Genomic DNA, 25344 nt, shown 5'->3' on the forward strand with positions numbered 1-25344 from the left:
CCCCGGCCGATCCTTCCGGCCGGGAGGCGGGGCAAGGTGTCCTCTTGGCTACGACGTCAGCCGCACCCTCCGGTGCTGGTCCTCCGTCGTGGACTCGCCCGGCACGTAGGGCGCGATCCACGGCCCGGTGCCCTCGGAGGCGTCGAGGATCCCGGCCTCCGCCCAGGTGTGCTTCCCGTCGAGCACCTCGCGGGCGAGCTTCACGTCGGAGGCGTCCGTGTTGTCCCAGAGCGCGTCGAAGAGCCGCTCGGCCCGGAACCGGGACTGCTTGCACGCGGCGTCGGCGAGCTCGACCTCCGCCCGGCCCTGCTGCGGGTCCTCGTCGAGCCGCGCCTTGGCCCGCGTGCACATGGCGGCCATCGCGAACAGTTCGGCACCGATGTCGACGACGCGGCCCAGGAAGCCCTGCCTACGTTCGAGCCCGCCCTGCCACCGGACCATGCCGTAGAACGTGTCCCGCGCAAGCCTGCGCGACGTGCGCTCGATGTAGCGCATGTGGGTGGCGAGCTTGCCGTACTCCTTGAACATGGTCGGCACCTGTCCCCGTCCGACGAGCAGCTGCGGATACCAGGTGGCGTAGAACGCACCCGCCTTGCCGAGCGCGCGCAGTTTGTCCGCGCGGCTGGCGTCCGGGTCGATGATGTCCCCGGCCACGGAGAGGTGGGCGTCCACCGCTTCCCGCGCGATGAGGAGGTGCATGATCTCGGTGGAACCCTCGAAGATCCGGTTGATGCGCATGTCGCGCATCAACTGCTCGACGGGGACGGCCCGCTCCCCTCGCGCGTGCAGCGAGTCGGCCGTCTCGTAACCGCGCCCGCCGCGGATCTGCACGAGGTCGTCGACAACCTGGAAGGCACGCTCGCTGCCGTAGAGCTTGGCGATCGCGGCCTCGATCCGGATGTCGGTCTCTCCGGCGTCGGCGAGCTGGCCGGCGAGCTCCAGCATCGACTCCTGCGCGTAGGTGACCGCGGCGATGAACGCCAGCTTGTGGGCGACGGCGGCGTGCCGGCCGATGGGCTTGCCCCACTGGACGCGCTCACCGGCCCACTCGCGGCCGATTTTGAGCGAGTACTTGGAGGCGGCGACCGCCAGCGCCGGGATCGACAGCCGGCCGGAGTTCAGCGTGGTCAGGGCGATCTTGAGCCCCTGTCCCTCCTTGCCGATGACGCTCTCTGCGGGCACCTTCACCTGGTGGAAGCGCGTGAGCGCGTTCTCGATGCCGCGGAGGCCGGAGAAGGCGTTGCGGCGCTCGACGGTGATGCCGGGGGTGTCGGCCTCGACGACGAACGCCGTGATGCCGCCGCGGTGCTCGTCGGACTTCGGCACGCGAGCCATCACGACCAGCAGTTCCGCGATGACCGCGTTCGTGCCCCACAGCTTGAGCCCGTCAATGACGTAGCCGCCGTCCTCGGTGGGGGTGGCGGTGGCCTGGAGCCGTGCGGGATCGGACCCCACGTCGGGCTCGGTCAGCAGGAACGCCGACACGGCGCCGGCCGCGCAACGGGGCAGGTACTTCGCCTTCTGTTCCTCCGTGCCGAAGCGCTTCACCGGCTCGGGCACGCCGATGGACTGGTGGGCGGAGATCAGCGCGCCGAGCGCCGGGTTGGTGGTGCCGATCAGCATCAGCGCGCGGTTGTAGTAGACGTTGCCCAGCTCGAGGCCCCCGTAGGCGCGCGGGATCTTGATCCCGAAGGTGCCGATCGCCGCGAGCTTGGTGAGGTACTCGTCGGGGATCCGCGCGTCGCGCTCGATGACGTTGCCGTCGAGCTCGGCCAGCACCGCGCGCAGCTTCTCGAGGTAGGCCTCGCCCCGTTCGGCGACGTCCGGCCAGGTCCGTGGGAACGGGGTGATCAGGTCGGGCCGGAAACGACCCAGGTAGAGCTCCTTGGCGAACGAGGGCTTCTCCCAGACGGTCTCGCGCGCCGCCTCGCTGACCCGTCGTGCTTCCTTCTCGGTGACTCGCGGCGTCGGCGCGGCGGGTCGGTCCGTCATGGTGGTCATTGGTCCCCCTCGGACTCTTACCGATACTTGTGGTATCGGGTAGGTCTACCAATGGTACGTCAATCGTTTGTCGATGTCAGCAGGTCAAAATTGTCCTGACGATTGGCGGCGGCGCCTTCGATCTGTGACGATGATCGCGTGCTTGGAACCAGCGTGACTGCCGAGGCCCGCCGCGCCCGCTGGGGCGTGACCCTGTGCTTCTTCCTCAACGGCGCCGCGTGGTCGTCCGTCATCCCCCGCTACCCGGAGATCCGCCGGACGCTCGAGCTCGGCGACCTCGAGTGGGGCCTCATCATCAGCGTCGGCCCGTTGGCGGGACTGTTCTTCGGGCTCGCCTCGGCGCACCTCATCCGGCGCTTCGGATCGGCCAACCTCGCAGTCACCATGCAGACCGCGGGCATCTTCACGCTCAACCTCCTCGGCAACGCCACCCACCCCGCGGTCTTCGCGCTGGGGCTGGTCATGATGGCAGCCTTCGACGGCCTCTGTGACACGGCCATGAACTCGCACGGGCTGCGGGTGCAGCGGTTGTTCTCGCGATCGATCATCACCGGCTTCCATGCCTGGTGGTCGCTCGGCGCCGTGTTCGGCGGCCTGCTGGGTTCCGCCGGTGCCCAGCTTCGCATATCCGTGTGGCTGCAGTGCCTCGTGCTCAGCATCGTGTTCGGCGCCCTGGCGATCGTCGCCCGCTACTGGATGCTCGACGGCAAGGACCCCTTCCGTCCCCACGACGTGCACGCGCCGGGCCGGATCCCACTGCCCATCCTGGTCCGGCTCCTCGCGCTCGGCATCCTGGCCGCCTCGGCCGCCATGATCGAGGACTCCCCCGCGTCGTGGGGCGGCATCTACATGGACGAGATGTTCTCCGTGGCGCCGTTCTGGTTCGGCGGCGCGTTCGTCGCGCTGCAGGGCGCCCAGATGATCGGCCGCTTCACCGGCGACCGGATCATCGACCGCTTCGGCCGGCGACGCACCGTCACCATGGGGCTCGGCGCCGCCGCCGTGGGCATGGGCATCGTCGTGTTCCTCCCCTCACCGGCGACGACGATCCTCGGTTTCGCGATCGCCGGTTGGGGCATCGCGACGACCATCCCGGGCGCGATGAACGCCGGCGACGACATCCCGGGGCTCCGCAACGGCACCGGTCTCACGATCGTGACGGCGATGTTCCGCATCGGCATCCTGTTGGGCCCCCCGACGATCGGCCTGCTCGCGGAGGTGTTCGGGATCCGCTGGGCGATGGCCGCGCTACCGCTGGCGGCCGTCGTGGCGCTCGCGCTCACCCCGGCGCTCGGCAGGGACCGTCGCGTCGAGCGGTAACCTGCCGGCGCCTGACGCACGGAAGCCGAGAGCCCGGCCGATAGGCTGGCGACCATGAACGATGCGCGACCCTGGACGAAGCACTACCAGCCGGGGGTCCCGGCAGAGATCGAGATGCCGACGACGTCGCTGGTCGAGATGTGCGAGCAGGCGGTGCGGGAGGCGGGCGACGCCGTCGCGCTGGAGTTCTTCGGCCGCACGACTACGTACCGCCAGTTGGGGGACCAGATCGCTCGTGCCGCGGAGGGGCTGCGCCGCCTCGGCGTGGGGGCGGGTGATCGGGTCGGGCTGATCCTGCCGAACTGCCCGCAGCACGTCGTCGCGTTCTACGCCGTCCTCCGGCTGGGCGCGATCGTCGTCGAGCACAACCCGCTGTACACCGCTCGCGAGCTGCGGCACCAGTTCGAGGACCATCGCGCCGACGTGATCATCGCCTGGGACTCTGCTGTCGAGAAGGTCGCGGACCTGCCCCGCGACCTCGGCGTGCGGCGCATCGTCGCTGTGAACCTGCTCGACGAGTTCCCCACGGTCATGCGCCTGGCGCTCGGCCTGCCGGTGCCGAAGCTGCGCGCTTCCCGGGACGCCCTCCACACGCCCGCCCCGGGCGCGATGCCGTGGAAGGAACTGCTGTCGGCGCCCCCGCTCGCGGCCGACCACCCACGTCCCACGGTCGACGACCTCGCCGTCATCCAGTACACCTCCGGCACCACCGGCCAGGCCAAGGGCGCCAAGCTCACGCACCGCAACCTCTACGCGAACGCCCGGCAGGGCGAGGCATGGATGCACGACGCGGTGAAGGGCAAGGAGACGCTCTACGCGCTGCTGCCGATGTTCCACGCCTTCGGCATGACGCTCTACCTCACGTTCGGCATCCTCAAGCAGGGGCGCATCGTGCTGTTCCCGAAGTTCGACGTGGACCTCGTCCTCAAGGCGTGGAAGAAGTCGCCGGCGACGGTGTACTGCGCAGTGCCGCCGATCTACCAGAAGACCGCGGCCGTGGCGAAGGAACGCGGCGTCGACATCTCGTCGGCCAAGTTCTGCATCTCGGGCGCGATGGCGCTCACCGACGACATCGTCGCGCAGTGGGAGGAGGTCTCCGGCGGCCTCCTCGTCGAGGGCTACGGCATGACGGAGTCCTCCCCCGTCGCGCTCGGCAACCCGTTCGCGCCGACGCGCCGCACCGGCACGATCGGCATCCCGTTCCCGTCGACCGACATGAAGGTCGTCGACCCGGAGGACCCCGACGTGGAGGTCGAGCGCGGCGAGGAGGGCGAGCTGCTCATCCGCGGCCCGCAGGTGTTCGAGGGCTACTGGGAGAATCCCGAGGAGACGGCACGGATGCTGCTGCCGGGCGGCTGGCTGCGGACGGGCGACGTCGTCGTGCAGGACGAGGACGGGTTCACGACGATCGTCGACCGGCTCAAGGAACTGATCATCACCGGCGGGTTCAACGTGTCGCCGAGCGAGGTGGAGCGCGTGCTGCGCGCCCACGACGCGATCGCGGACGCTGCGGTGGTGGGCCGCCGCAACGCCGGCGGGGGCGAGGACGTCGTCGCGGTGATCACCCTGGAGGAGGGCGCCACCGCACCCACCCTCGACGAGGTGCGGGCCTTCTGCAAGCAAACGCTCGCGTCGTACAAGGTGCCGCGAGCGCTGCATGTCGTCGACGACCTGCCGCGGTCCATGCTCGGCAAGGTGCTGCGTCGTCAGGTGCGAGAGAAGGTCCTGACAAACGGTTGACCTCGCCTCACGGTGGGCGCACACTGCCGCTGATGGGTGTTGCTGGGAAGGGAAGCACCATGGTCGGCTCGGCGCGCTTCGCGCTCTTGGGACTGGCAGCGGCGTGCGCCTACGTGCTCGGTGCCTGCGCCGGCGGTGACGTCGACCCGGTCCCGTACGCTTCCACGCCCGCCGCCGCGCCGTCATCCACCGCATCAGGTCCGGCGACGTCGCCGCCGCCCACGACATCGATGCAGCCGATCGGCTGCCCCTACGACCACGGCGGCACGTGCCTGTTCGAGTTGGAGCCCGGCACCTACACGACCACGACGTTCGAGCCGTCCATCACCTACACGGTCCCCGAGGGCTGGGTGAACGCCGAGGACCTGCCCGGGAACTTCCTGCTGCACCTTGACGCCGACGACCAACTCGGCGGGGCGGGCGGCAGCTACCTCGGCATCTACCGCAACGCCCACGCCGCGGCCATCAGTTGCGTGGAGGATGCGCAGGAGGGGGTCGGGACCTCCTCCCGGGAGCTCGCAGAGTGGTTCACGTCGCTGGAGATGATCGAGGTGTCGGAGCCGCAGCTGGTCTCCGTCGGCGGCCTCGACGGCCTGCAGGTGGACATCTCCCAGGTCCCGGGCGCGGAGCCGTGCACCTTCGGTGGAGGTGTCTCCACACCGCTCATCATCGGCGACGGCAAGGTCTCCGATCTCCACCACGTGGTGAGCGCCGAGATCGACGTGCGGCTGGTGATCCTCGACCACGAGGACGGCAACGTGACGCTGGAGATCACCAACGTCCTGGAGCAGCACCCCACCCAGGAGTACCGGGCCATCGTGCAGCCGATCGTCGACTCCCTCGCGTTCGGGGTCTGACCCGGCGCCGCTAGTCGAACGCGAGGCCGGAGCGGTAGGCGAATGCGACGAGTTGCGCCCGGGATTCGCAGCCCGTCGCCTGGAGGAGGCGACTCACGTAGGTCCGGACCGTGGCCTCCGAGAGGTGCATCCGCTCGGCGATCTCGCTGTTGCGCATTCCTTGGCCGACGTGGCGCAGGAGCTCCTGCTGCTTCGGCGAGAGGGCGGGGACCTCGAAGCGCAGCTGCCGCTGGTAGGAGGCGAGCAGCAGCGAGATGAGGCGTTCGTCGAGCGGGTTGTAGCCGGCGACAGCCTTGTGGATCGCCTTCGAGAGTTCCTCCGCGGACGCGGTCTTCAGGATGAACCCGACCGCCCCGGCACGGACCGCTGCGTTGAACGTGTCATCGTCGCCGAGCGCGGTGACCGCGACCACCTTCGGGGGCCTCGGCTCCGCCATCAGTGTCCGCGTCGCAGTCACGCCGTCCATGCCCGGCATCCGGATGTCCATGAGCACCACGTCGGGCAGCAGGGTCCGGGCCTTCTCGATCGCCGCGCACCCGCTGTCGGCCACCCCCACGCAACGGATCCCGGGCATCCTGTCCAACCGTCGGCGCAACTGGAGGAGAAGCACCGCATCATCGTCGACGAGGAGGACTCGGATGGGGCCGGGCATGGTTGAAACTCTAGAGGGCGACGGGTCGCCGCGCATCAGTCGCCCAATGTTGACGTTGTTGGTGAACCGCTTGCCGTGTCGTTCATCACCCGCGACGATGGGCCCCATGTATTACTGGACATATTGGTACCCGACGCTCACGACCTCTTGGTGCAACTGGCTTCCCTGGATCTGCCGGTGAACCTGCGCGCTGCGTGGGACACCAAGGAACGACCCCTTACACTCGTCTACCTCGTCGTCGCGTTGGCACTCTTCGTGACGGCGAGGCTCATGCCCGGCGACGTGAACACGCTCGCGACGGTGGGCAACGACATCTTGGCATGCCTCGGGGGCGTTCTCGTCCTGCGCTGGCCGACGGTGGGATCGGCGTTCTACCTCGTTGCCTTCATCATCTCGCTGACCAACCTGGCGGAGTCGACCCCGACGGCGCTGTGCATCGCCCTCATCATCATGGCGCTGGCGATCCGCACCTACTGGGCCGCCGTCGCCGCCGCGGTCATCTACGCGGTTCTGCTCCTGAATTTCTACCCGAGCCTGCACCCGATCGAGATGGCTCTCGAGTCCGCGATGCTCCTCACCGCCCTGGGCTTCGGGGCGGTGCTTCGTCGTTCCAGGCAGCAAGCGGAGGAGCGCGATGCGCAGGCCGCCGACGAGCAGCAGCGGCTCCGGCTCCGGCTCGCGCGGGAACTGCACGACTCCCTGGCCCGCTCCCACGTGCTCATCTCGCTCCGACTCGAGTCCGCGATGGCTGACCCGACGCTGTCCGAGGGGACGCGCGCCGAACTCGTCGCCGCCCAGAAGGCGACCGCGCAGGCGGTGGCGGACCTGGGGGCTCTCGTCGGAGCGCTGCGTTCGTCCGGCACGAACGTCATGACCAACACGAACCTGCCGCTGTCGGTCGAGGCGCTGCTGAATGAGCAGTTCGCGCGGTTGCGGGCGGAGGGCTTCAGCCCCGAGGCGAACATCCCCGACGACGCGGACAGCGCCGAGATCGCCCACTTGTTCGCGCCTGTGCTGATCGAGGCGACCACGAACATCATCAAGCACGGTGCGCCCGGCCCCTGTCGCTTCTCCATCAAGGTCGCTGAGGACACCGCCATGCTGGTGGCCAGCAACCCGCTCGACTCCCGTGCCAGCGAGCCGCGCGTCGGGTACGGCCTGCTCGGCATCGCCGAGCGCCTCAGCGCGATCGGCGGCGAGGCCACCTGGCACAGCCATGAGGGCCGCTGGGTGCTGGTGGCGGCGGCGCCGCTCGAGCCCCCCGTCGCCACCACCCCCGAGTCCGGCTCGGACCTCGCCAGCGGCATTCCCGCGTAGCGCTGCCCCGACGGTCAGACGGCCGAGGCCGGGTGTGGCGGCCTGCGGGCCAGGTCGACCAGCCGCTCGTTGTGCGCCACCCGCTCCTCGAACCGTCCGAGCGACAGGTGGTCGGAGGCCGCGACGATGGATCGCATCCGCTCGACGTGCCGGAACGCGTAGCCCCTCAGGTCCACGTGGACGACCTGCTGCTCGACGTGGCCGGCGAGGTCGACGAGCGCGAGGTAGACCGCCGGCTGCGGTCCCACGAAGGGCAGGAGGTGGTCGAACGGGACGTCGATCAGTTCCTCCAGCGTCGCGGGGCGCAGAAAGACCCGGGCGACGGTGTTGTCGTCGCCGATCACCGCCAACGGTTTGGGCGAGCGCACGAGCTCGGCCATTTGCGGGACGAGGTCCTCGATCACCGCGATGGCCGTGTACGGATCGTTGGTGCCCGGTGACAACGCCCGCACGGCGAGTTCCAGCACCTGGTGCTGGGCGAAGCGGATGTCGGTCTCCGGATTGTGGTGCGCGTCGAGGTCGATCGAGTCGTGTACGGCGCGTTCCAACGCGTCGGCGTCATGCCCGACGATGAGTCTCGCGATGGGCGTGCCCTCCACCACCCGGTCACCTATCCCGACCTCGAGGACGATCTGTCCCCCATCCGCGGTGGCGGCCTCGAGCAGCGACTCCTCGTCGAGTTGGATGACACATCCGGTGCGGCTCGACCGGACCACCACGCCGCCCACGGGAACCTTCGCGTCGACCGACTGGAACCTGGTCCGCCGCTGGACGTCCTCGACCGCACGGTTGAAGGACGCGGCGACGGACGACGTGAGCGAGTCCACCTGCGTCGTCCTCGCGATGTGATGGATGAAGGAGATGAGCAGGAGCACGTCGGCAACGGCGATCAGGATGGCGGCGTTGACGGCGAGGTGTGGGACGAACGCGCTGCCGTCATCGGTCGCGGAACGGATCGTGCGAATCACGAGCGTGGTGTAGACGAAGGTGGAGACGAGCGCGCCGAGGGTGAGTTGGTTGCGTCGGTCGCTCATGAAGTTGCCGACGAGCCGCGGCCCGTAGGTCGTCGACGCGGTGACGATGACCGAGATGGTGATCGAGAATGCGGTCGCGGCGGCCGCGAACGTACTGCCGCCGATCATCGACAGGAGCCCGCGGGACCCGTCGATGCCGAGCTGGAACACGGGGGTGGACCAGAACGGCAGATCCTCGTAGCTGACGGCGCGGTCGATGGCCACCAGCAGTTCCGCGAGCACGATGGCGGCGACGACGCACACGATGGGCACCAGCCAGAACGCCCGTAGTACCCGCCGTAGCCAGTGGAGGAAGCGCCTCATTCCCGCAGCCTACGGCCCCATGGCCGCATTCAGCGGAGGAACAGCGCCTTCAGCCGGCTCGTCGCGAGCGTCGCGCCGATCGCGATCATCACCACGAAGTAGGTCACGTGGCCCCACATCGACGGCTGCACCAGCCCCGTCGTGAGCTGGCGGATCATGTCGACCCCGTGCCAGAGCGGCAGCGCCATGATGAACCACTGCACCGGCTCCGGGTACACGGAGATCGGGAAGAAGGTGGCCGACAGCAGGAACATCGGCAGCATGACGAAGTAGACGAAGTCCAGGTGCTGGTAGGTCTTCATGTAGCTGGTCACGCCGAGGCCGATCGCTGCGAAACCGAACGCGATCAGGAGGGCCGCCGGCACGGCGAGCAGCGCCGTCCACGAGAGGTTCAGGCCCAGCAGCGTCGTGATGATCATGAACCCGACGGCGTACAGCAGGCCGCGGAACATCGCGATGAGGATCTCCCCCAGCGCGACGTCCATGGGGCCGAGCGACGTCGAGAGCATCTGGTCGTAGAGCTTCGCGTGCTTCATCTTGAAGAACACGTTCATCGTCGAGTCGTAGACCGCGCCGTTCATCGCGGAGACCGCCATGAGCGCGGGAGCGATGTAGGCGGCGTACGGGACCTTGATGCCGTAGAACTCGACGGCGCCGACGAGCGCCCCGAGCCCCAGGCCCATCGAGAGCAGGTAGAGCACCGGCTCGAAGAAGCCGGTCAGGATGATCAGCCAGTTGTTGCGGGCGATGACCTTGAGGCCGCGCTCCAGCACGGCCATGGTGTTGCCCGCGTACAGGCCGCGCAGGAACCCCGAGTGCACCTTGGGTGCTTCGACGCTCACTTGTCGAGCCTCCTCTCGAAGGTGCGGATCGACAGGGCGGCGGTCACCGCGGCCAGAGCGACGAGGAAGAGCACGTGCACGACGAGCCGCCAGCCCGGGATGTCGGCCCCGTACATCACCCAACGGCCGAGCTCGACGGCGTGCCACAGCGGGGAGATCCAGCCGATCCACTGCAGGTACGCCGGCAGCACCTCCAGCGGGTAGAACGTCCCCGAGAACAGCGCGAGCGGCGTCACGACGAAACGCTCGACGAAGCTGAGTTGGCCCCGGTCGTCCACCTGGGTGGCGACCCAGCTCGTCACCGCGAACCCGACCGCCACCGACAGCAGCATCGCCACGGGCAGCAGGAGGAGCGCCCGCCCCAGCGGCGCGATGCCGGCCACGGCGATGACCACGACGTAGCAGGCGGCGGTGATCGAGGTGCGCACCAGGATGCCGAGCTGGGAGCCGAGCACCATCTGCGCCGGGGTGATCGGAGAGGCGTACTGGGTGATGTACCAGTGCGTCCACTTGAAGCCGCCGAAGGTGCCGAAGGTGTTCTCCTGCGACGAGCCCTGCATGACGGCTGACAGCAGCAGCGCCGGCGTCACGAACGTCAGGTACGGCACGCCGCCGACCCCGGCCCCGCCCTGGTTCTCGTCGATCAGGATCCCGAGCCCGAGCCCGAGTCCCAGCAGGTACACGAACGGCGATCCCAGCGACGTGACCAGCAGCGTGATCCAGTAGGCGCGGATGTGGGAGACGCGGTGCTCGGCGACGAACCACCAGCCCCACCGTCGGGCCTTGACCGCGGTGGTCATTCGATCAGGCTCCGTCCCGTGAGCCGGAGGAACACGTCCTCCAGCGACGAGCGGCGGACCAGGCTCGACGTCGGCTCCAGTCCACGGTGCACGGCGGACTCGAGCGCGGCCTCGCCGTGGTCGGCGTAGACCAGCACACGGTCCGGCAGCACCTCCAGGCGGTCGCCGATGCCGACGAGCTGCTCGGCCGCCCACGCGTTCCGGCTGCTGCCGAACCGCAACTCGACGACCTCGCGCGTCGAGTACTGCTGGATGAGCGAACGCGGCGAGCCCTCGGCAACGATGACGCCCTTGTCGACGACGACCAGGCGGTCGCACAGCTGCTCGGCCTCGTCCATGAAGTGGGTGGTGAGCACCAGCGTCGTGCCCTGCTCCTTCAAGCGGAACAGGCGGTCCCAGAGGATGTGTCGGGCCTGGGGGTCGAGGCCGGTGGTGGGCTCGTCGAGGAGGAACACCTTGGGGCTGTTCATGAGCCCCCGGGCGATGGTGAGCCGTCGCTTCATGCCGCCGGAGAGTTCCGAGACGCGTACGCCCCGCTTCTCGCGGAGCTGGGCGAAGTCAAGGAGCTCCTCGGCGCGGTTGCGGACGTGCGCCCGGGAGAACCCGAAGTAGCGGCCGTAGGTGGTGAGGTTGTCGAAGACGCGCAGTTCCTCGTCGAGCTGGTCCGCCTGCGGCACGATGCCGAGCTGGGCCCGGATCTCGGGGCCGTACTCGTTGGTGTCGAGGCCGAGCACGTCGAGGGTGCCGGACGTGCGCGTCGACTGGGCGGAGATCATCCGCATGGTGGTGGACTTGCCCGCCCCGTTGGGCCCCAGGAACCCGAACGACTCCCCCGCCTCGATGTCGAAGTCGATGCCGTCGACGGCGAGGAAGTTGCCGTACCGCTTGGTCAGGGAACGCGCCCGGATCACACTCACGAAAGGAGACAGTAAGCCCTTGCGCGTGTCAGCCACAAGGAGGCGGCTGTGCTGGGTACCTGCCAACCCGGGATGCCATAGTGGAACCCTCAACACGAGGAGGGGGTGGCATGGCCGGATTCAGCGCGAACCCGTTCAAGTTGGAGAACGCGAGCCTGCGCGCGGGCATGTCCGACCGCGACGAGGTGGCGCGCATCCTCTCCGACGCGTACGCCGAGGGGAAGCTGGACGACCTCGAGTACCAGGAGCGGCTCGAGAGCGCGCTGCGCATCAAGTTGCTCGGCGAGGTCCGGCCGCTGGTGATCGACCTCGGCTCCCCCAAGCACCTGCTCGCCCGCCGGGAGCCGCCCGCCGTCGCCGTCGAACGGATCCGCGCCGAGAAGCGGTCTGAGCTGCGCAGGGCTGTCACGACGTGGACCGGGCTCGCACTCCTGTTCAACGTGATCTACTTGGTCACCGCGTTGACCGGGGCGGGCCTCCACTACTACTGGCCGATCTGGCCCATGGTCGGCGTCGGCATCTGGGTGGTCACCGCCCTGGCCGACGCGCGCAGGCCGGTGAGCCCCAAGGAGCTGGAGCGGCCGCGCGACGACTGACCCGCGCGGTCAGGAGCCGGTGGTCTCCGGGAACATCGACCGCCGGCCCTCGAACGCCCGGCCGAGGGTGACCTGGTCGGCGTATTCCAGATCGCCGCCGACCGGCAGCCCGCTCGCCGGGCGGGTGACGCGGATGCCGAAGTCGCGCAGGATCCGGCTGAGGTAGGCCGCCGTCGCCTCCCCCTGGGTGTCGGGATCGGTGGCGAGGATGACCTCCTGGATCTCGCCGTCGGCGAGCCGGGTGAACAGCTCACGGGTGTGGAGGTCGGCGGGACCTCGTCCGTCGATGGGCGAGATGGAGCCCCCGAGCACGTGGTAGAGGCCACGGAACTCGTTGGTGCGCTCGATCGCGACGACGTCCTTGGACTCCTCGACCACGCAGAGCACGGTCCGGTCGCGGCGCGGGTCGCGGCAGACGCGGCAGCGCTCCTCCTGCGACACGTTGAAGCAGACGTCGCAGAAGCGCGCCTGCTGCTTCACGCGCCGCAGGGTGTCGGCGAACTTGAACACGTCCTCCTCGGGAGCGTCGAGCAGGTAGAACGCGATGCGTTGCGCGCTGCGGGGACCGACGCCGGGAAGCCGGCTCAGCTCGTCGATCAGGTCTTGGATCGGGCCTTCGTACAACTACATCCCCAGTCCGGGGACCTGCGGCATGGACTCGACGAGCGCCTGGTCCGCATCCGCCTTCGCCGAGCGGAAGGCCGCGACGATGAGGTCCTGGAGGGTCTCGACGTCCTCCGCCGCCTCCGGCTTGATAGTGACGGACTCGAGGTTGCCCTGTCCGTTGAGCGTGACGGACACCAGGTCTCCGCCGGCGGTGCTGGTGAAGGTGCGCGAGGCCATCTCCTCCTGCGCCTTCGCCATGTCCTCCTGCAGCTTCTGCGCCTGCTGCATCAGCGCGTTCATGTCAAAGCCTTCACCGAACATCGGTTTTCCTTCCTTCGAAGTGGGGCCAGTCTACGTGGGCCCGGGATTGTCTTCCTCGACCGAGATGACCTGCGCACCCAGCTCCCGGGTGAGCAGCGCCTCAGCATTGCTGGTGGCGTCGAGTTCCTCGTCGTCCGCGGAGGTCTCGACGTACTCGGGCTCCGACGGCGGTTCCGGCTCGGGCCGGTTGGGCGGCTGCGGCTGCTCCGGCATGGTGCCCGCCGACCGCTGGCCCCGCTGGGCGAGCTTCTCGTTGGCCACCACTCCCTGGACGCGCAGTTCGACGCCGAGCACTTCGATGATCGAGTCGACGAGCACGTCGTGCGACCCGCCCTGGCCGAAGTTGTCTCGGGCGCCCGGGTTGGCGAAGCCGAGGACGAGCGTCCCGTCGGTCACCTCCTGCACCTGGGAGTTCTGGCTCAGCAGCATGTACGTGAACCGGCGGCGGCTCTTGACCTCCTCGAGCACGCTGGGCCAGGCGCGGCGCATCTCGGCGGTGGTCAGTTGCCCGGGCACCGCGGCTGTGGCGGGGGCCGCCGCAGGCTGGGGCGTCGGCTCCGGCGCGCGCTGTGCGGCGGGCTGGTTCGACGGTGGGGCGCCGGCCGGGCGCTGGCGCGGGGGTGCGCCCGGGGGACGCTGGGCCGGGGTCGGCTGTCGGACCGGCTCCGGTGCCGGCTCGTGGACGGGGACGGACGCCGGTTGGGGCTCGGGCGCAGCGGCGGCGACGGGGCGCTGGATGGGTGCCGGCCGGGCCGGCTCCGGGGCGGGGCGCGAGGGCACGTCGGCCCACTGCTGCGGTTCGGTGGGCGCCTCGGGCGAGCCCATCATGCCGACGCGGCGCTCCAGCCGGTCCATGCGGGCGTGGAGCCCACGCTCGTCGAGGTCCGCACCCGGGAGCAGCACCCGGGCGCACATCAGCTCGAGGTGCAGCCTGGGCGCGGTGGTGCCGCGCATCTCGGTGAGCCCGACGGCGAGCACCTCCGCGGCGCGGGTCAGCTCGCCGGCGCCGAGCGCGGCGGCCTGCGACTTGAGGCGCTCCCCCTGGTCCGCGGCGACCTCGAGGATGCCGTCGTCGATCGCCGAAGGCACCGCCGCGAGGATCACCAGGTCACGGAGGCGGCGCAACAGGTCCTCGGCGAAGCGCCGCGGGTCCTGGCCGATCTCGATGACCTTGTCGATGGTGCGGAAGACGGCCCCGAAGTCGCCTGCGGCGAAGGCGTCGACGATGTCGTCGAGCAGGGTGTCCGGCGTGTAGCCCAACAGCGCGGCCGCCTGCTCGTACTCGACGCCCTCGCTGCCGGCGCCGCCGAGCAACTGGTCGAGCACCGAGAGGGAGTCACGCACGGAGCCGGCGCCCGCTCGGACGACGAGCGGCAGGACCTGCGCGTCGACCTGGACGCCCTCGGCCTCGCAGATCTCCCCGAGGTAGTTGGTGAGGGTGCGGGGCGGGACGAGCCGGAACGGGTAGTGGTGGGTGCGGGAGCGGATGGTGCCGATGACCTTCTCGGGCTCCGTCGTGGCGAAGATGAACTTCGCGTGCGGTGGCGGCTCCTCCACGAGCTTCAGCAGCGCGTTGAAGCCGGCGGCCGTGACCATGTGGGCCTCGTCGACGATGTAGATCTTGTAGCGGCTCGCAACAGGGGCGAAGAAGGCCCGTTCCCGGAGGTCCCGCGCGTCGTCCACGCCGCCGTGGGAGGCGGCGTCGATCTCGATGACGTCGATGGACCCGGGCCCGCCGCGGGCGAGGTCCACGCAGGACTGGCAGCGGCCGCAGGGAGTGGGCGTCGGGCCCTGCTCGCAGTTCAGGCAGCGGGCGAGGATGCGCGCCGAGGTGGTCTTGCCGCAGCCGCGCGGGCCGGAGAAGAGGTAGGCGTGGTTGACCTTGTTGTTCGCCAGCGCGCGCTGGAGCGGGACGGTGACGTGGTCCTGGCCGATGACGTCCGCGAACGTGTCGGGCCGGTACCGGCGGTACAGCGCGAGGTGCTGCTCGGACATCGTCGGGCGCGCTCCGGTGCCCAGCTTCGAGGGCATGGGCGCCACGTCGGACGCCACGGGGGCAACTGCCTCGGCGGCTGGTTCAGGCTCGTCGCCGAAGAGGTCCGGCCCGTCCTGGACGGCGGGTTCGTCCGCCTCCTCGAAGAGGTCGGGGCCGTCCTGGACGATGGGCTCGTCGAACAGCGAATACTCGTCCTCGTCTTCCACGCGCCCAACCCTATTCCACGCCTCTGACACCGGCGAAACAGAGGAAAATAAAAGGGCCCCCCGCGCACCCGGAAGAGCTCACTTACCCTTGCTGCCTTCCGACCCTGGGGGAGTTGGGCGAGATACCGCCGCGCGAGGAACCATCCACAAGTCTAGCCCATCCCCGCCGCGGATGCCCATCCGGTGCCAGGGGCCCCGCTTTGGCGCAACCGGGGAACCTCCGGTAATGTCTTCCAACGGAGGATTCGCCTAGAGGCCTATGGCGCTCGCTTGGAAAGCGGGTTGGGTTCACGCCCTCACGAGTTCGAATCTCGTATCCTCCGCCAGCCCGATCCCCGTCCACCCCGATGGGGATCGTTCGCTTTGTGGAGGAATCGGTCGCCGTCGACGAGAGGAGCCCGGCTTGCAGCGCCAGTTGCCGTTCTCCGTCGTGACCAAGCCCACCGGGGCGGCGTGCAACCTGGATTGCACGTACTGCTTCTTCCTGTCGAAGGAACTGCTCCACGACGCCGACAACCAGCGGATGTCGGCGGAGACCATGCGCACCTTCATCGCCAACCAGCTCGACTCCCAGCCGGACGGGGACGTCACGATCATGTGGCAGGGCGGCGAGCCGACGATGCGCGGGCTCGCGTTCTACCGCGAGGCCGTGCGCGTGGCCGACGAGCTGAAGCGGCCCCGGCAGCGCGTCACCCACGCGCTGCAGACCAACGGCACCCTCCTCGACGACGACTGGTGCCGCTTCCTGCGCGAGCACGGGTTCCTCGTCGGGCTCTCCGTCGACGGCCCCGCCCATCTCCACGACGCCTACCGGGTCAACAAGGCCGGCCGTGGCACCCACAAACAGGTGCTCCGCGGCTGGGAACTGCTTCGCGCGCACGACGTCGACACCAACATCCTCTGTACCGTCAACGCCGCCAACGCCGACCACGGCGCCGACGTGTACCGCTACTTCCGTGACGAGCTCGGCGCCACGTTCCTGCAGTTCATCCCGATCGTCGAACGCGTCCCCGCCGAGGATCTGGCGACCGCCGAGCAGGGTTGGATCGGGCCCGACGGCGCCCGGCTGCTCTACCGGCAGACCGGCGACGCGGTCACGTCCCGCTCCGTCGCCCCCGGCCAGTGGGGCCGCTTCCTGACGGAGGTGTTCGACGAATGGGTGCGCGCGGACGTGGGCCGCGTGTTCGTGCAGCACTTCGACGTGATGCTCGCCGCCCGCTTCGGCCAATACACCCTGTGCGTCCACGCCCCCGAATGCGGCACCGCGCTCGCCGTCGAACACAACGGCGACATCTACTCCTGCGACCACTACGTCGAGCCCGGCTACGAACTCGGCAACGTCCGCACCCACGCCTTCGCTGACGTCCTCCAGTCCCCCAAGCAGCGCGACTTCGGCCGCGCCAAACGCACCGGCCTCACCGAGCAGTGCCGACGCTGCCCCGTCCGCTGGGCCTGCCACGGCGGCTGCCCCAAGGACCGCTTCGCACTGTCGGTCGACGGCGAACCCGGCCAGAACCACCTCTGCGAGGGCTACTACCACTTCTTCACCCACGCCACCCCCGCCATCGAGCAGATGGCCCGACTCATCCAGGCGGGACGCGCACCAGCCGAGATCATGGAGCGCTGAGTCCGCAGCCTCTGCGCCCGGTCACGAAAGTCCGACCTCGAGCGCCGTCCCAGTCGATGCCTGAGTACGCGGCCCATCGTCGAGCGATCGGTCCGCGGCGGTTAACACCGGCTCAGTCGTCGCAACGGTGACACCCCCAGCGCCTCGAGCGAACCGAAATCGAGTGCTCCTGCGGGCCATCGGGCTCCAGCAGCTGCCGGGCGCGAAACGGATCGCCGCCCGGCAGCGGGGCCGTGGGCTGGCGACCGGCTCAGCCGCCGATCTCGAACTCGACGGTGGCACCGGCGAGACCTGAGGTGTCGACGGCGACCGCGATGCCCGTGTCGGTGCGCGACAACTGCACGCGAGCCGCATCCCGTCCGCGGACCCTTCCGTGACCGTGGCCATGGATCCCGGCGATGTCGAACACGACGACGTTCTGGGTCTGGGTGGGATCGCTCACGTTGAGACGGACCCCGTTGTTCGTCCGGTCTCGAGCGATCAGGCACAGCGGCGCGCGGGCGGTGTAGGTGTCGACGGTGCCGGCCTTCCAGAAGTTGACTGCCACCACGCCCCCTTCGGTGCTGAGGCCCTGGGCGACGTGGTCGTTGCGCAACACGGCCACCCCGGGGTCGGAGGCTTCCTGCGCCGCGGCCTGCGCACCCATGCGCGGCAGCATCATGTATGCGTACCCTGACCCGTCGGCCGCGGATCCGGTGCCGTGGTCGTAGGCCAGTGTGGCGTAGTGGCGACGCTGGACCACCTCGGTGCCTGCGGCGGCGTTCCTGTTGTTGCGCCGCCACGTCCCCTGCCGCTCGGCGAGGCCCGCCCGCAGGGACGGCGCGCCGTCGAGGAACACGTAGCCGCCCACTCCCTCCACGTGAGCCCATCGGGCATCGGTGATCACGGTCTCGTCGGTGACGGACGCGCCATCGACGAGCAGCCCCCGCGGCGCGGTGCCGAGATTGCGGTGCTCGACGACGGTCTGGACGGCGGCGTCGCTGGCGGTGGAGATGTCGGAGCCGAGTGCGACTATGCGGTCGTCCATCGTGAACCAGGACTTGCGGGCCACCAATCCCGTGCCGCCGGGCGCGATCAGATGCATACCGACCATGGCGTACTCGTCAGCGGTCACCCCGCCGGTCCACTCGTTCGGCGGTGTGGTCTCCCCCCACTGGCCCTCGGGATCGTTGGGCAGGGGGGTCAGGTCCACCGTCGTGCCGGGAGGCGCGTCGAGGTCCGACGTCGACCAGAACTCGTCGTCGAAGTGGTCGTCGTCGTCGGCCAGGTAGAGGTACGTCATCCCCTGGCTGGTCTTGACCCCGCGGAAGTTCTCCGCGCCGGAGCTCTCGCTCCACGCGATGCGGTTGGAGCACATGGCGACGCACACGGCCCAGTCACTACTTGAGCCGCGGTGGACGTGCCGGTCCATGGCGGGGAAGAACCGTGGCCCTGTGGCGTCCCGCACCGGCGCCACGTCGGAGGCGAGCAGTTCCGTCACCAGGGCGACGCGGGCGATATTGCCCTCCATGATCGTGGCGGCCGAGTTGGACTCGATCCACTGACGGCACAGGCCGCGCCAGCGGGCGGCGGTCTCCGGGTCCGCGGCCTTGGCCAGCCGCAGGGTGTACTCGATGAGCTCGTTGCCGTTGTCGATGCTGCGCAGCGCGTAGCGGGACACCGCCCGGCCACGCACCGCGTCCATCATCTGCCCGTTGTACATGAACGGCGCGAAGGAGTCCTCGATCGTGGCGGTGAGGTTCGACCTGGTGGGGTCGGTGATGTCGAAGGTGGAGCCCGACAGGAGCGCGAACAGTTTCGAGAGCCCCTCGAGCAGCACGAGGCCGTAGGTGCCGGTGTAGCCGATGGTGGAGTGCTGGATGAAGGAGCCGTCCTTGAAGAACCCGTTGCCCGACGTGACGTACTGCCACGTGGGGCTCAGCGCGGCCACCGACGCCTGCAACAGGTCGGTGTCGGGCTGCACGATCGCGCGGATGATGAAGGCCCGGCAGATGTCCACGCGGTTCGCACCGTTGGACTCCTGGATCCCCGGGGTCGCGGGATCGCCGTTGGGGTGGATCTGGAGGCGGGGATCGCGGTTCGGCAGGAAGTGGTCCATGGCCCGGCAGTAGGTGTCGATCTCCTCCTGGTCCAACTCGGGCCGGAGAATCGCCATGATGTCGGCCAAGGGCTTCGTCGCACCGATGAGCCAGCTCCACCAGTTGCCGAACCACACCGTCTCGTCGTTGTAGATGTGGGTGTTGAGGTGCGCGAGGCCGCGACGGATGTTGGTCAGCAGGCTCTCGGATCCGTACCAGATGGAGGTGGGGGTGGCCCATGCCGTCGCCATCGTCTGCAGGTTGGCGTAGCCGAGGCGCATGTTGTTGGACTTGACGATCTCCGTGGCGCCGACCGTCCAGTCGAGATCGTTGAACAGCTTGTTGGGGAGGAACACCATCCCGCGGCGGTGCGCGGGGTTCTGGAAGTTGCCGACGAGCGTGTCCATCGAGGCGATCTTCGAGGCGAACGCCTCGGGGGATGCCTCGATGATCGATGCGGAGGTCAGGTCCTCGACCCACTTGAGGCGCAATGCCTCGACGGCGGCCGGTTCGAGCGCGGGGGCGGCAGCGGCCGACTCCGCGAAGTAGGGGCTCATTGCGGCGACGATGGCTAGCGCGCCACCGCCCTCCAGCAGGGTACGGCGTGACAAGTGGGCCATCATTGGCTCCTTCGACGTTCGGGGCGCCGTTGCGGGCGCCTTCGGATGAATGCCAGACCCCTAACCTGCGGGTGTTGCAGGGACCTATTCAAGATCCAATGAGTGACGGAGGAACACGTGGGCGGCGGTAAGTCTTCTTCTGGAACTTTGAGAGACTCTCCTCAGAGACCGTCGCGCCTCGCGGCCCGGGTTCGGGGCGCTGGTGTCGACACGTAACAAGGAGGATGTCCGCGCCGTTCGACCTCGGCCTCCAGTCCGACCGCAGCGTCCTGTCGAGGCAGCGCACGGGTCGTCGGGCTGTGGGGCATGTTGGCGGCGGCGGCCGGGCCCGCGCTCAGCATCTGGATGATGCGTCTCCGCTGTCGGGCTGTCCGCCGCCCTCACCATCATCCTCGTCAGCCGCTGACCTCGCCGCTCACGGCCGGCCGGAGCCCAGCATGACCTCCACAGGCGCGGCGTGCTGGAGAGTGAACGTCACCGTGGTGCGTCCGCCGTGCCGCCTCAGCTCGGGCGCGGCGGGTGCCTCCGTGGACACCAGACGGAGGGAGTCGTACTCGCCCTCCAACTCGATGACCACCTCGACGGGCCTGCTCTCGTTGCCCTTCCAGGGGCGGTCGTAGGGGCTGCGCCCGACGTAACGGTCGCCGCGCCACTGGTCAGTGTCGGGCCCGTCCGAGAAGTGGAGGTTCGGATCGGTCACCGACAGCTTCAGCTGCCTCCCGGCCGGCCGGGCGAGCACCAGGCACGCGCGCGACGCGGAGCGCACCCGGGATCCCTCCGCGAGCTCGACCCCGCCCGCGAAGATCGTGTGCGCCTCCACCTTCGACTCGACGTCGTGGACGACGTGCGCCTCGCCGTCGCGCTGCACGACGGTGAACGCCCGAGTTGCGCGGGCGGCCAGTTCGCGCGTCGCCTGCTCGCCGCCGAAGACGAGCTGCGCGTAGGCGTAGCCGGAGCCCTGTGGGGCGACGCCGTGGTCGATCCAACCCAGGGCGTACTCGCGGGTGGCGCCGCCGTTGCGCCCGTCGTCGGCCGGACCGTACTGCGGGGCGGTGCGATGCTGCAGGGACGACCCGTCGAGCGCGAGGTAGCCGTGGCCGACCGGGTCGACGACCCAGTTGTCCCCGGCGACGACGGCCCCCGGGTCGCTCATCGTCTCGGGGCTGATCTGGAACAGCGTCGTGTGCGTCGGGCGGTTCGACTCGTTGTGGATGTCGGAACCGAGCGCGACGATGCGGTCCTCCACCATCAGCACCGACACCTTCGCGCGGTGCCGGCCCTCGAACAGCGGTGCCTCCAGCAGCTCCATCCCGAACAGGACCGCGTGGTCCCTGAGCGCGCCCGCGCCGCCGAACTGCGACTCGGTCATCGGCATCTGCGTGCCGCCGCCGTGGTGGAGCTCGTCGAACGGGAGGACGATCGTCGTGGCGCCCGGGATGTGGTTCCAGTCGTACCCCGGCTGGACCCAGCCGTGCGCCGCGTGGGTGATGGCGCCCCGCTCGTCGGCGAGCCCCTGCACCTCGATCTGGCCGTACGTCTGGTAGCGGCCGTAGGTGTTGTCGGTGTTGTAGATCTCGGTGCTCCACAGGTGGTGGTTGTGGCCGCGTACCGTGGCGGACCACTCGCCGTGGCGCATCTGCCCTGCCGCGGCATAGCCGTAGGACCAGTACCCGTTGGGTGCGTCCTCCGGCTCGATGCCCGCGGCGGCGAACTGCGCCTCCAGCGCGGCCCGCGCGTCGGTGGGCGTCAGGGCGGGGAGCAGACGGCGGTAGGCGGCCGCCATCTCCACGTCGTACTCGACGCCCGACCGCCACGGGTTCGCGCCCAGGATCCCGAACGCCTCCGGCAGCCCGGCCGGGCCGGTGCCCATCCCCTCGACACCAGTTGGGTGGCGACCCGTGAAGGTGTGCGGGTACTCGATGGTGTTCGCGATCCGGCGCTGGGTCAGCAGCGCCGTCCGCAGCACCTGCGTCGGCTTCGCGCCCAGCGCGAAGGTGGTGAGGCGCAGGTCGTTGACCGGCGGCGTGGAGCCACCCAGCCCGTCGCGGGCGTAGGCGCTGTAGGCGCCCATGTGGTGGAAGAGCGTCCCGTCCGGCTTGAAGCCGCCCAGGGTGCCGGGCGAGTAGTCGAACGCGAGGTCGAGCCACTGCTTGAACGCCCGGAGGCGCGTCACTCGCTCGGCCGCGGCGCCGCCGACGAGGCACGCGACCAGCAGCCCGTTGGTCAAGGTGTTGAGGATGTCGGCCAGTCCGGAGTAGGAGAGGTCGTCGTCGAACTCGTGGGTGAGCCGGCCGAGCCCGGCATACCACTCCAGGGCCCGGCGTTGGTCGTCCCAGTGCCCGCGGGCCTCCAGGAGCGGGCGGGCGACGTGGAGCGAAGAGAACCATTCGCGCACCTGGTAGCCGACGTGGTGCGTCGTGCCCTGGGAGCTCCCGTAGCTCCAGCCCTGCTCGCGCATGTAGGCGAGCAGCCGCACGTACTCGTCGCCGGCCCTCTCGGCCAGCGCCGCGTCCCCGGCCTTCTCCGCCGCCAGCCACAGCTGGGCGGCGGTGAGGATCAGCTCATTGACCGGTCGGAGGCCGACGACGCGCGCCGCCTCCACCAGGCGGGCACGGAGGAATCCAGGCCAGATCGACGTCTGGTAGCCGTTGACCATGGCGCCCGGAGTCTCGAAGCGGTACTCCTCGACGGGGGCCTTGGGGTCGACGGGCTTCGGGATCCCCATGGCGTCGATGGCGCGGGTGAGCTCGTCGACCGCGCCGGCCGACGGCGTGCTCCGCCGGTCCAGGCGCGCCGTGACGCGGGACTCGATCTCCTGGAGGCCGGCGAGCTCCTCGCTGTTGGGGGCGCGGTCGTCGAACCCCGGATCGCGCAGCAACTCGTCGTAGTCCAGCAGCGCGAGCCAGTGGTAGTTGGCGTTGAGGTGGGCACCCTTCTGCACCGTGGGGACCTGGAGGTCGCGGCAGGCATGGTCGCCGCGCATCCCGGAGTTCAGCAGGATGTTGTCGAGCCAGAGGGTCCCGCCGGTCCGCGGCGCACGGAGCACCACCTTGTTCATGTCGGGGCGCGGCTCGCCGACGGTGTCGTAGCCGTAGCGGACCCAGGCGGTGCGCCACCCGGTGAATCCCAGATGGAAGTCGAACCAGCACTGATTCCCCTCGCTCGTGTGGAACTCCACCCGCAGCGGCTCGTCGGTCGGCCGCTCGTTGTAGACCCAGAAGGCGAAGTGGCCGACGGTCTGCCCTGGGTTCTCGAGGCCAGGGACGTACTGCTTCATGTTGTAGGCGATGTCGGCGTGGATCGACAGCTCCGCCGCCGCCTTGTAGTCCCAGCGTAGGCTGTGCCGGCCCACCTTGGCCCGGTCGGCGACGATCCGCATCGCGGATCCCTCCGAGACGCGGAATTGGTCCGGGACGCGGGTCTCCAGGAGGAAGATGGCGGGCCTTCGGGCGGCCATCTCCGCCTCCAGCGCGGCGAGCGCGTCGGCGTCCTGGGGGGCCAGGGGCAGGATGGTGTTGGGACCGGCCCAGGCATCGGTGGCGCAGGGAATCGAGGTGGCCGCGGCGACGGCGAGACCACTCATCAGCAGGCTTCTTCGACTGACGGAAAGGTTCATGCCGTGACGCTAGGCAGGCGTCAAGGGAGTATTGAAGACCCAATCAGAAATGCGCGGCGTCGGCGAAGGGGCCCAGTGAATAGATCTGGAATGCGTCCTGCGACATGCGGTGTATTGGGTGGGTGAGCGTACGGAAGGCGGACAGGGTGACCCGGGAGTACATGGCGCGTGCGGCTGATGAGCTGATCGCGGGCGTGCAGCGCCACAGCACGCCGTCGGGCGCGCTCATGGAGGGCGACGGGCCGTCGGCCGACCGGATGGAGGGCGTCGCCCGCGTCGTCCTGCTCGCGGCGCTCCGGTTGGCGGGCAGCGGCGGGGGCGATCCCCGGCTGGCCGCATGGCTGCGGGGCGTGCTGGACGCCGCCATGGACCCGACGCACCCGGACCGCTGGCCACCGCAGACGGACCACGGGCAGACGACGGTCGAGGCGACGGCCGTGGCAGTCGCGCTGCACCTCACCCGCCCCTGGGTCCTCGAGCAACTCGCCCCGGCGACCAGGCGGCGGCTGCTGGACTGGCTGGAATCCGGCCACTGGTGCGCCGACAACAACCACGTGTTGTTCGGGGCGTTGTGCCAGGCGTTCCGACACCGCGAGGGGGAGCCCGTCGACGAGGCCGCGATCTGGGCGGCCCTCGACCGCATCGAGGAGTGGTACGTCGGCGACGGCTGGTACTCCGACGGCGAGGGGCGGCGAGTCGACCACTACAACGCGTGGACGTTCCACCTGTACCCCTTCTGGCTGCTCGACCTGATGGACCCCGACGGTGTCCGCACCGCCCCGCGCCGGGAGCTGTACCGCCGCCGGCTCCGCGCGTTCCTGGAGGGCTATCGTCGCCTCTTCTCGCCGGAGGGATCGTTCGTGGCGATGGGGCGGTCGCTGATCTACCGGTTCGGGGTGCTCGCCCCGTTCTGGATGGCGGAGATCGAGGGCTGCTCTCCGCTGGCCCCGGGCGAGGCCGCGGCGCTCACCAGTCGCTGCACCGAGTTCTTCATGGCCGGCGGCGCGCTCGAGGACGGCATGCTCAACCTGGGCTGGCTCGGCCCGCACGCGTCGATCCTGCAGAGCTACAACCGCCCCGGCTCACCGCTGTGGGCCGCCAAGGGGTTCCTCGGCCTCCTGCTGCCCGACGCGCACCCCGCCTGGGCCGAGTCCGAGTGGGCGGCCGCCGAGGAGCCGTGGGCGCACTCCGGGCCCGCATGGCTCACCTGGGCGCATCGGGAGGACGGGATCGTCCGGCTGCTGAACATGGGCTCCGACGGCCACCCCGCCGTCGACGACCCGCTCTACCGGCGCGCCGCGTACTCCTCGGCGACGCTGCCCTGCTTCGACGAGGGGCTGGTCGACCAGGGCATCGCCCCGATCGGGGGCCGGCACCTGGGGAGGGCGGCCGGCGTGGTGCGCCCGGACTCCGGCGCGCAGCGGGTGCGTTGGCTGGCCGGCGGGAGGGAGTGCACGGTGGACCACGCCGTGCTCGTCGTCGCGGGAGCGGAGATCCACGTCGCCCGCTGCCGCGACGTGGTCGCGCTGCCGTTGGCGGTGGCCGGGTGGCACGCCCCGACGCCGATCCCGTCGGCCCTCGAGCTCATCGACACCGATGCGTCGACGGTGGGCCGGGACGCGCACGACTCGCCCGACACCGCGCTGGGGCCCGCGCGCCTCGAGCGGATCCTGCTCACCCCCCGCGGGAACGAACTGCGGGCTGCCTGGGCGACCGGCCTCGGAGCCGCGGCCGACGCGGCGCGAGAGCTCGCGAGCGCCGTGCGCGTCACCTGGCGGGACGGCGGCGCCGACGTCGTGCTGCCCGATGGGACGGTGCGGGCGATCGCGTTCGCCACACCGCACCCGGACTGGGGCCCGGCGACCCGCGCCCAGCGGGTCCATCGTTGGACCTGA

General features: G+C 69.8%; 18 protein-coding genes, 1 tRNA gene and 1 other RNA gene. 8 read left to right on the forward strand and 12 right to left on the reverse strand.

What is annotated here, in order from left to right; translation table 11 throughout:
• Window positions 1–48: 48 nt before the first annotated feature.
• The gene (locus BLR46_RS14180) at window positions 49–2001 is read right to left on the reverse strand and encodes an acyl-CoA dehydrogenase family protein (protein ID WP_093253597.1); all 1953 of its coding nucleotides are present in this window, start codon (window positions 1999–2001) and stop codon (window positions 49–51) included.
• Between the two features lie 138 nt (window positions 2002–2139).
• Here BLR46_RS14180 and BLR46_RS14185 point away from each other — a divergent pair, with 138 nt between their 5' ends.
• Genes BLR46_RS14185 through BLR46_RS14195 form a run of 3 tightly spaced genes read left to right on the forward strand, consistent with a single transcriptional unit; the run spans window position 2140 to window position 5918 of the window.
• Entirely contained in the window at window positions 2140–3321 is a 1182-nt protein-coding gene (locus BLR46_RS14185; protein WP_143008321.1) for an MFS transporter, read from the forward strand.
• A 54-nt stretch (window positions 3322–3375) separates the two neighbouring features.
• Window positions 3376–5061, forward strand: coding sequence for a long-chain-fatty-acid--CoA ligase (locus BLR46_RS14190; RefSeq protein WP_093253601.1), 1686 nt, complete (start codon window positions 3376–3378; stop codon window positions 5059–5061).
• A 32-nt stretch (window positions 5062–5093) separates the two neighbouring features.
• A complete protein-coding gene (locus BLR46_RS14195; protein ID WP_143008322.1) occupies window positions 5094–5918 on the forward strand; it encodes a hypothetical protein in 825 nt (274 codons plus the stop codon).
• Window positions 5919–5928: 10 nt separating this feature from the next.
• Here the strand turns inward: BLR46_RS14195 and BLR46_RS14200 are convergent, their stop codons facing one another.
• Window positions 5929–6570 (reverse strand): response regulator transcription factor, encoded by a 642-nt coding sequence (locus tag BLR46_RS14200; RefSeq protein ID WP_176761797.1) that lies wholly within the window; start codon window positions 6568–6570, stop codon window positions 5929–5931.
• Between the two features lie 177 nt (window positions 6571–6747).
• Between BLR46_RS14200 and BLR46_RS14205 the strand changes: the two genes are divergently transcribed.
• Complete coding sequence (locus BLR46_RS14205; RefSeq protein WP_093253611.1) at window positions 6748–7887, forward strand: sensor histidine kinase; 1140 nt, start codon at window positions 6748–6750, stop codon at window positions 7885–7887.
• Window positions 7888–7901: 14 nt separating this feature from the next.
• Here BLR46_RS14205 and BLR46_RS14210 read toward each other — a convergent pair whose 3' ends face one another.
• The 4 genes from BLR46_RS14210 to BLR46_RS14225 are packed head-to-tail and all read right to left on the reverse strand — an operon-like array spanning window position 7902 to window position 11783.
• Entirely contained in the window at window positions 7902–9224 is a 1323-nt protein-coding gene (locus BLR46_RS14210; protein WP_093253617.1) for a DUF2254 domain-containing protein, read from the reverse strand.
• 29 nt (window positions 9225–9253) lie between these two features.
• A complete protein-coding gene (locus BLR46_RS14215) occupies window positions 9254–10066 on the reverse strand; it encodes an ABC transporter permease (protein WP_245701743.1) in 813 nt (270 codons plus the stop codon).
• Window positions 10063–10866, reverse strand: a complete 804-nt coding sequence (locus BLR46_RS14220; protein ID WP_093253620.1) for an ABC transporter permease — start codon at window positions 10864–10866, stop codon at window positions 10063–10065. The genes BLR46_RS14215 and BLR46_RS14220 overlap by 4 nt, the downstream gene beginning before the upstream one ends.
• The gene (locus tag BLR46_RS14225; protein ID WP_093253622.1) at window positions 10863–11783 is read right to left on the reverse strand and encodes an ABC transporter ATP-binding protein; all 921 of its coding nucleotides are present in this window, start codon (window positions 11781–11783) and stop codon (window positions 10863–10865) included. Before BLR46_RS14225 ends, BLR46_RS14220 begins: the two co-directional genes overlap by 4 nt.
• Before the next feature lie 110 nt (window positions 11784–11893).
• On the opposite strand from BLR46_RS14225, the gene BLR46_RS14230 reads away from it, so the two are divergent.
• Window positions 11894–12379: a DUF1707 SHOCT-like domain-containing protein gene (locus tag BLR46_RS14230; RefSeq protein ID WP_093253623.1), complete on the forward strand. Its 486-nt coding sequence runs from the start codon at window positions 11894–11896 to the stop codon at window positions 12377–12379.
• Between the two features lie 9 nt (window positions 12380–12388).
• Here BLR46_RS14230 and recR read toward each other — a convergent pair whose 3' ends face one another.
• The 4 genes from recR to ffs all read right to left on the reverse strand — a co-directional run bounded on the left by recR (window position 12389) and on the right by ffs (window position 15653).
• Window positions 12389–13003 carry a recombination mediator RecR gene (gene recR, locus BLR46_RS14235; RefSeq protein WP_093253625.1) on the reverse strand — a complete coding sequence of 205 codons (615 nt, stop codon included), beginning with the start codon at window positions 13001–13003 and terminating at the stop codon, window positions 12389–12391.
• Window positions 13004–13306, reverse strand: a complete 303-nt coding sequence (locus BLR46_RS14240) for a YbaB/EbfC family nucleoid-associated protein (RefSeq protein ID WP_093253628.1) — start codon at window positions 13304–13306, stop codon at window positions 13004–13006. It lies immediately after the preceding gene.
• 30 nt (window positions 13307–13336) lie between these two features.
• A complete protein-coding gene (locus BLR46_RS14245) occupies window positions 13337–15301 on the reverse strand; it encodes a DNA polymerase III subunit gamma and tau (RefSeq protein ID WP_425441407.1) in 1965 nt (654 codons plus the stop codon).
• Between the two features lie 255 nt (window positions 15302–15556).
• An RNA gene (ffs, locus tag BLR46_RS14250) (signal recognition particle sRNA small type) lies at window positions 15557–15653 on the reverse strand.
• A 93-nt stretch (window positions 15654–15746) separates the two neighbouring features.
• Between ffs and BLR46_RS14255 the strand changes: the two genes are divergently transcribed.
• Together BLR46_RS14255 and BLR46_RS14260 are read left to right on the forward strand one after the other, a co-directional pair.
• A tRNA-Ser gene (locus BLR46_RS14255) sits at window positions 15747–15834 on the forward strand.
• A gap of 77 nt (window positions 15835–15911) precedes the next feature.
• Entirely contained in the window at window positions 15912–17135 is a 1224-nt protein-coding gene (locus BLR46_RS14260) for an anaerobic sulfatase maturase (RefSeq protein WP_093253630.1), read from the forward strand.
• 250 nt (window positions 17136–17385) lie between these two features.
• Here the strand turns inward: BLR46_RS14260 and BLR46_RS14265 are convergent, their stop codons facing one another.
• Window positions 17386–19833 carry a polysaccharide lyase 8 family protein gene (locus BLR46_RS14265; RefSeq protein ID WP_176761798.1) on the reverse strand — a complete coding sequence of 816 codons (2448 nt, stop codon included), beginning with the start codon at window positions 19831–19833 and terminating at the stop codon, window positions 17386–17388.
• A gap of 415 nt (window positions 19834–20248) precedes the next feature.
• On the reverse strand, window positions 20249–23449 hold the full coding sequence (locus BLR46_RS14270) for a chondroitinase family polysaccharide lyase (RefSeq protein WP_093253636.1): 3201 nt from the start codon (window positions 23447–23449) through the stop codon (window positions 20249–20251).
• Window positions 23450–23595: 146 nt separating this feature from the next.
• Between BLR46_RS14270 and BLR46_RS14275 the strand changes: the two genes are divergently transcribed.
• The gene (locus BLR46_RS14275; RefSeq protein WP_176761799.1) at window positions 23596–25344 is read left to right on the forward strand and encodes a DUF2264 domain-containing protein; all 1749 of its coding nucleotides are present in this window, start codon (window positions 23596–23598) and stop codon (window positions 25342–25344) included.

The sequence above is a fragment of the Tessaracoccus oleiagri genome, assembly GCF_900103275.1.
Lineage (GTDB): Bacteria > Actinomycetota > Actinomycetes > Propionibacteriales > Propionibacteriaceae > Arachnia > Arachnia oleiagri.

Coding starts and splice junctions, on each gene's coding strand:
- BLR46_RS14195 (WP_143008322.1), top strand. CDS start 5,094: ATGGGTGTTGCTGGGAAGGGAAGCACCATGGTCGGCTCGGCGCGCTTC.
- BLR46_RS14190 (WP_093253601.1), top strand. CDS start 3,376: ATGAACGATGCGCGACCCTGGACGAAGCACTACCAGCCGGGGGTCCCG.
- BLR46_RS14245 (WP_425441407.1), bottom strand. CDS start 15,301: ATGTCCGAGCAGCACCTCGCGCTGTACCGCCGGTACCGGCCCGACACG.
- BLR46_RS14200 (WP_176761797.1), bottom strand. CDS start 6,570: ATGCCCGGCCCCATCCGAGTCCTCCTCGTCGACGATGATGCGGTGCTT.
- BLR46_RS14240 (WP_093253628.1), bottom strand. CDS start 13,306: ATGTTCGGTGAAGGCTTTGACATGAACGCGCTGATGCAGCAGGCGCAG.
- BLR46_RS14210 (WP_093253617.1), bottom strand. CDS start 9,224: ATGAGGCGCTTCCTCCACTGGCTACGGCGGGTACTACGGGCGTTCTGG.
- BLR46_RS14180 (WP_093253597.1), bottom strand. CDS start 2,001: ATGACCACCATGACGGACCGACCCGCCGCGCCGACGCCGCGAGTCACC.
- BLR46_RS14265 (WP_176761798.1), bottom strand. CDS start 19,833: ATGGCCCACTTGTCACGCCGTACCCTGCTGGAGGGCGGTGGCGCGCTA.
- BLR46_RS14230 (WP_093253623.1), top strand. CDS start 11,894: ATGGCCGGATTCAGCGCGAACCCGTTCAAGTTGGAGAACGCGAGCCTG.
- BLR46_RS14270 (WP_093253636.1), bottom strand. CDS start 23,449: ATGAACCTTTCCGTCAGTCGAAGAAGCCTGCTGATGAGTGGTCTCGCC.
- BLR46_RS14220 (WP_093253620.1), bottom strand. CDS start 10,866: ATGACCACCGCGGTCAAGGCCCGACGGTGGGGCTGGTGGTTCGTCGCC.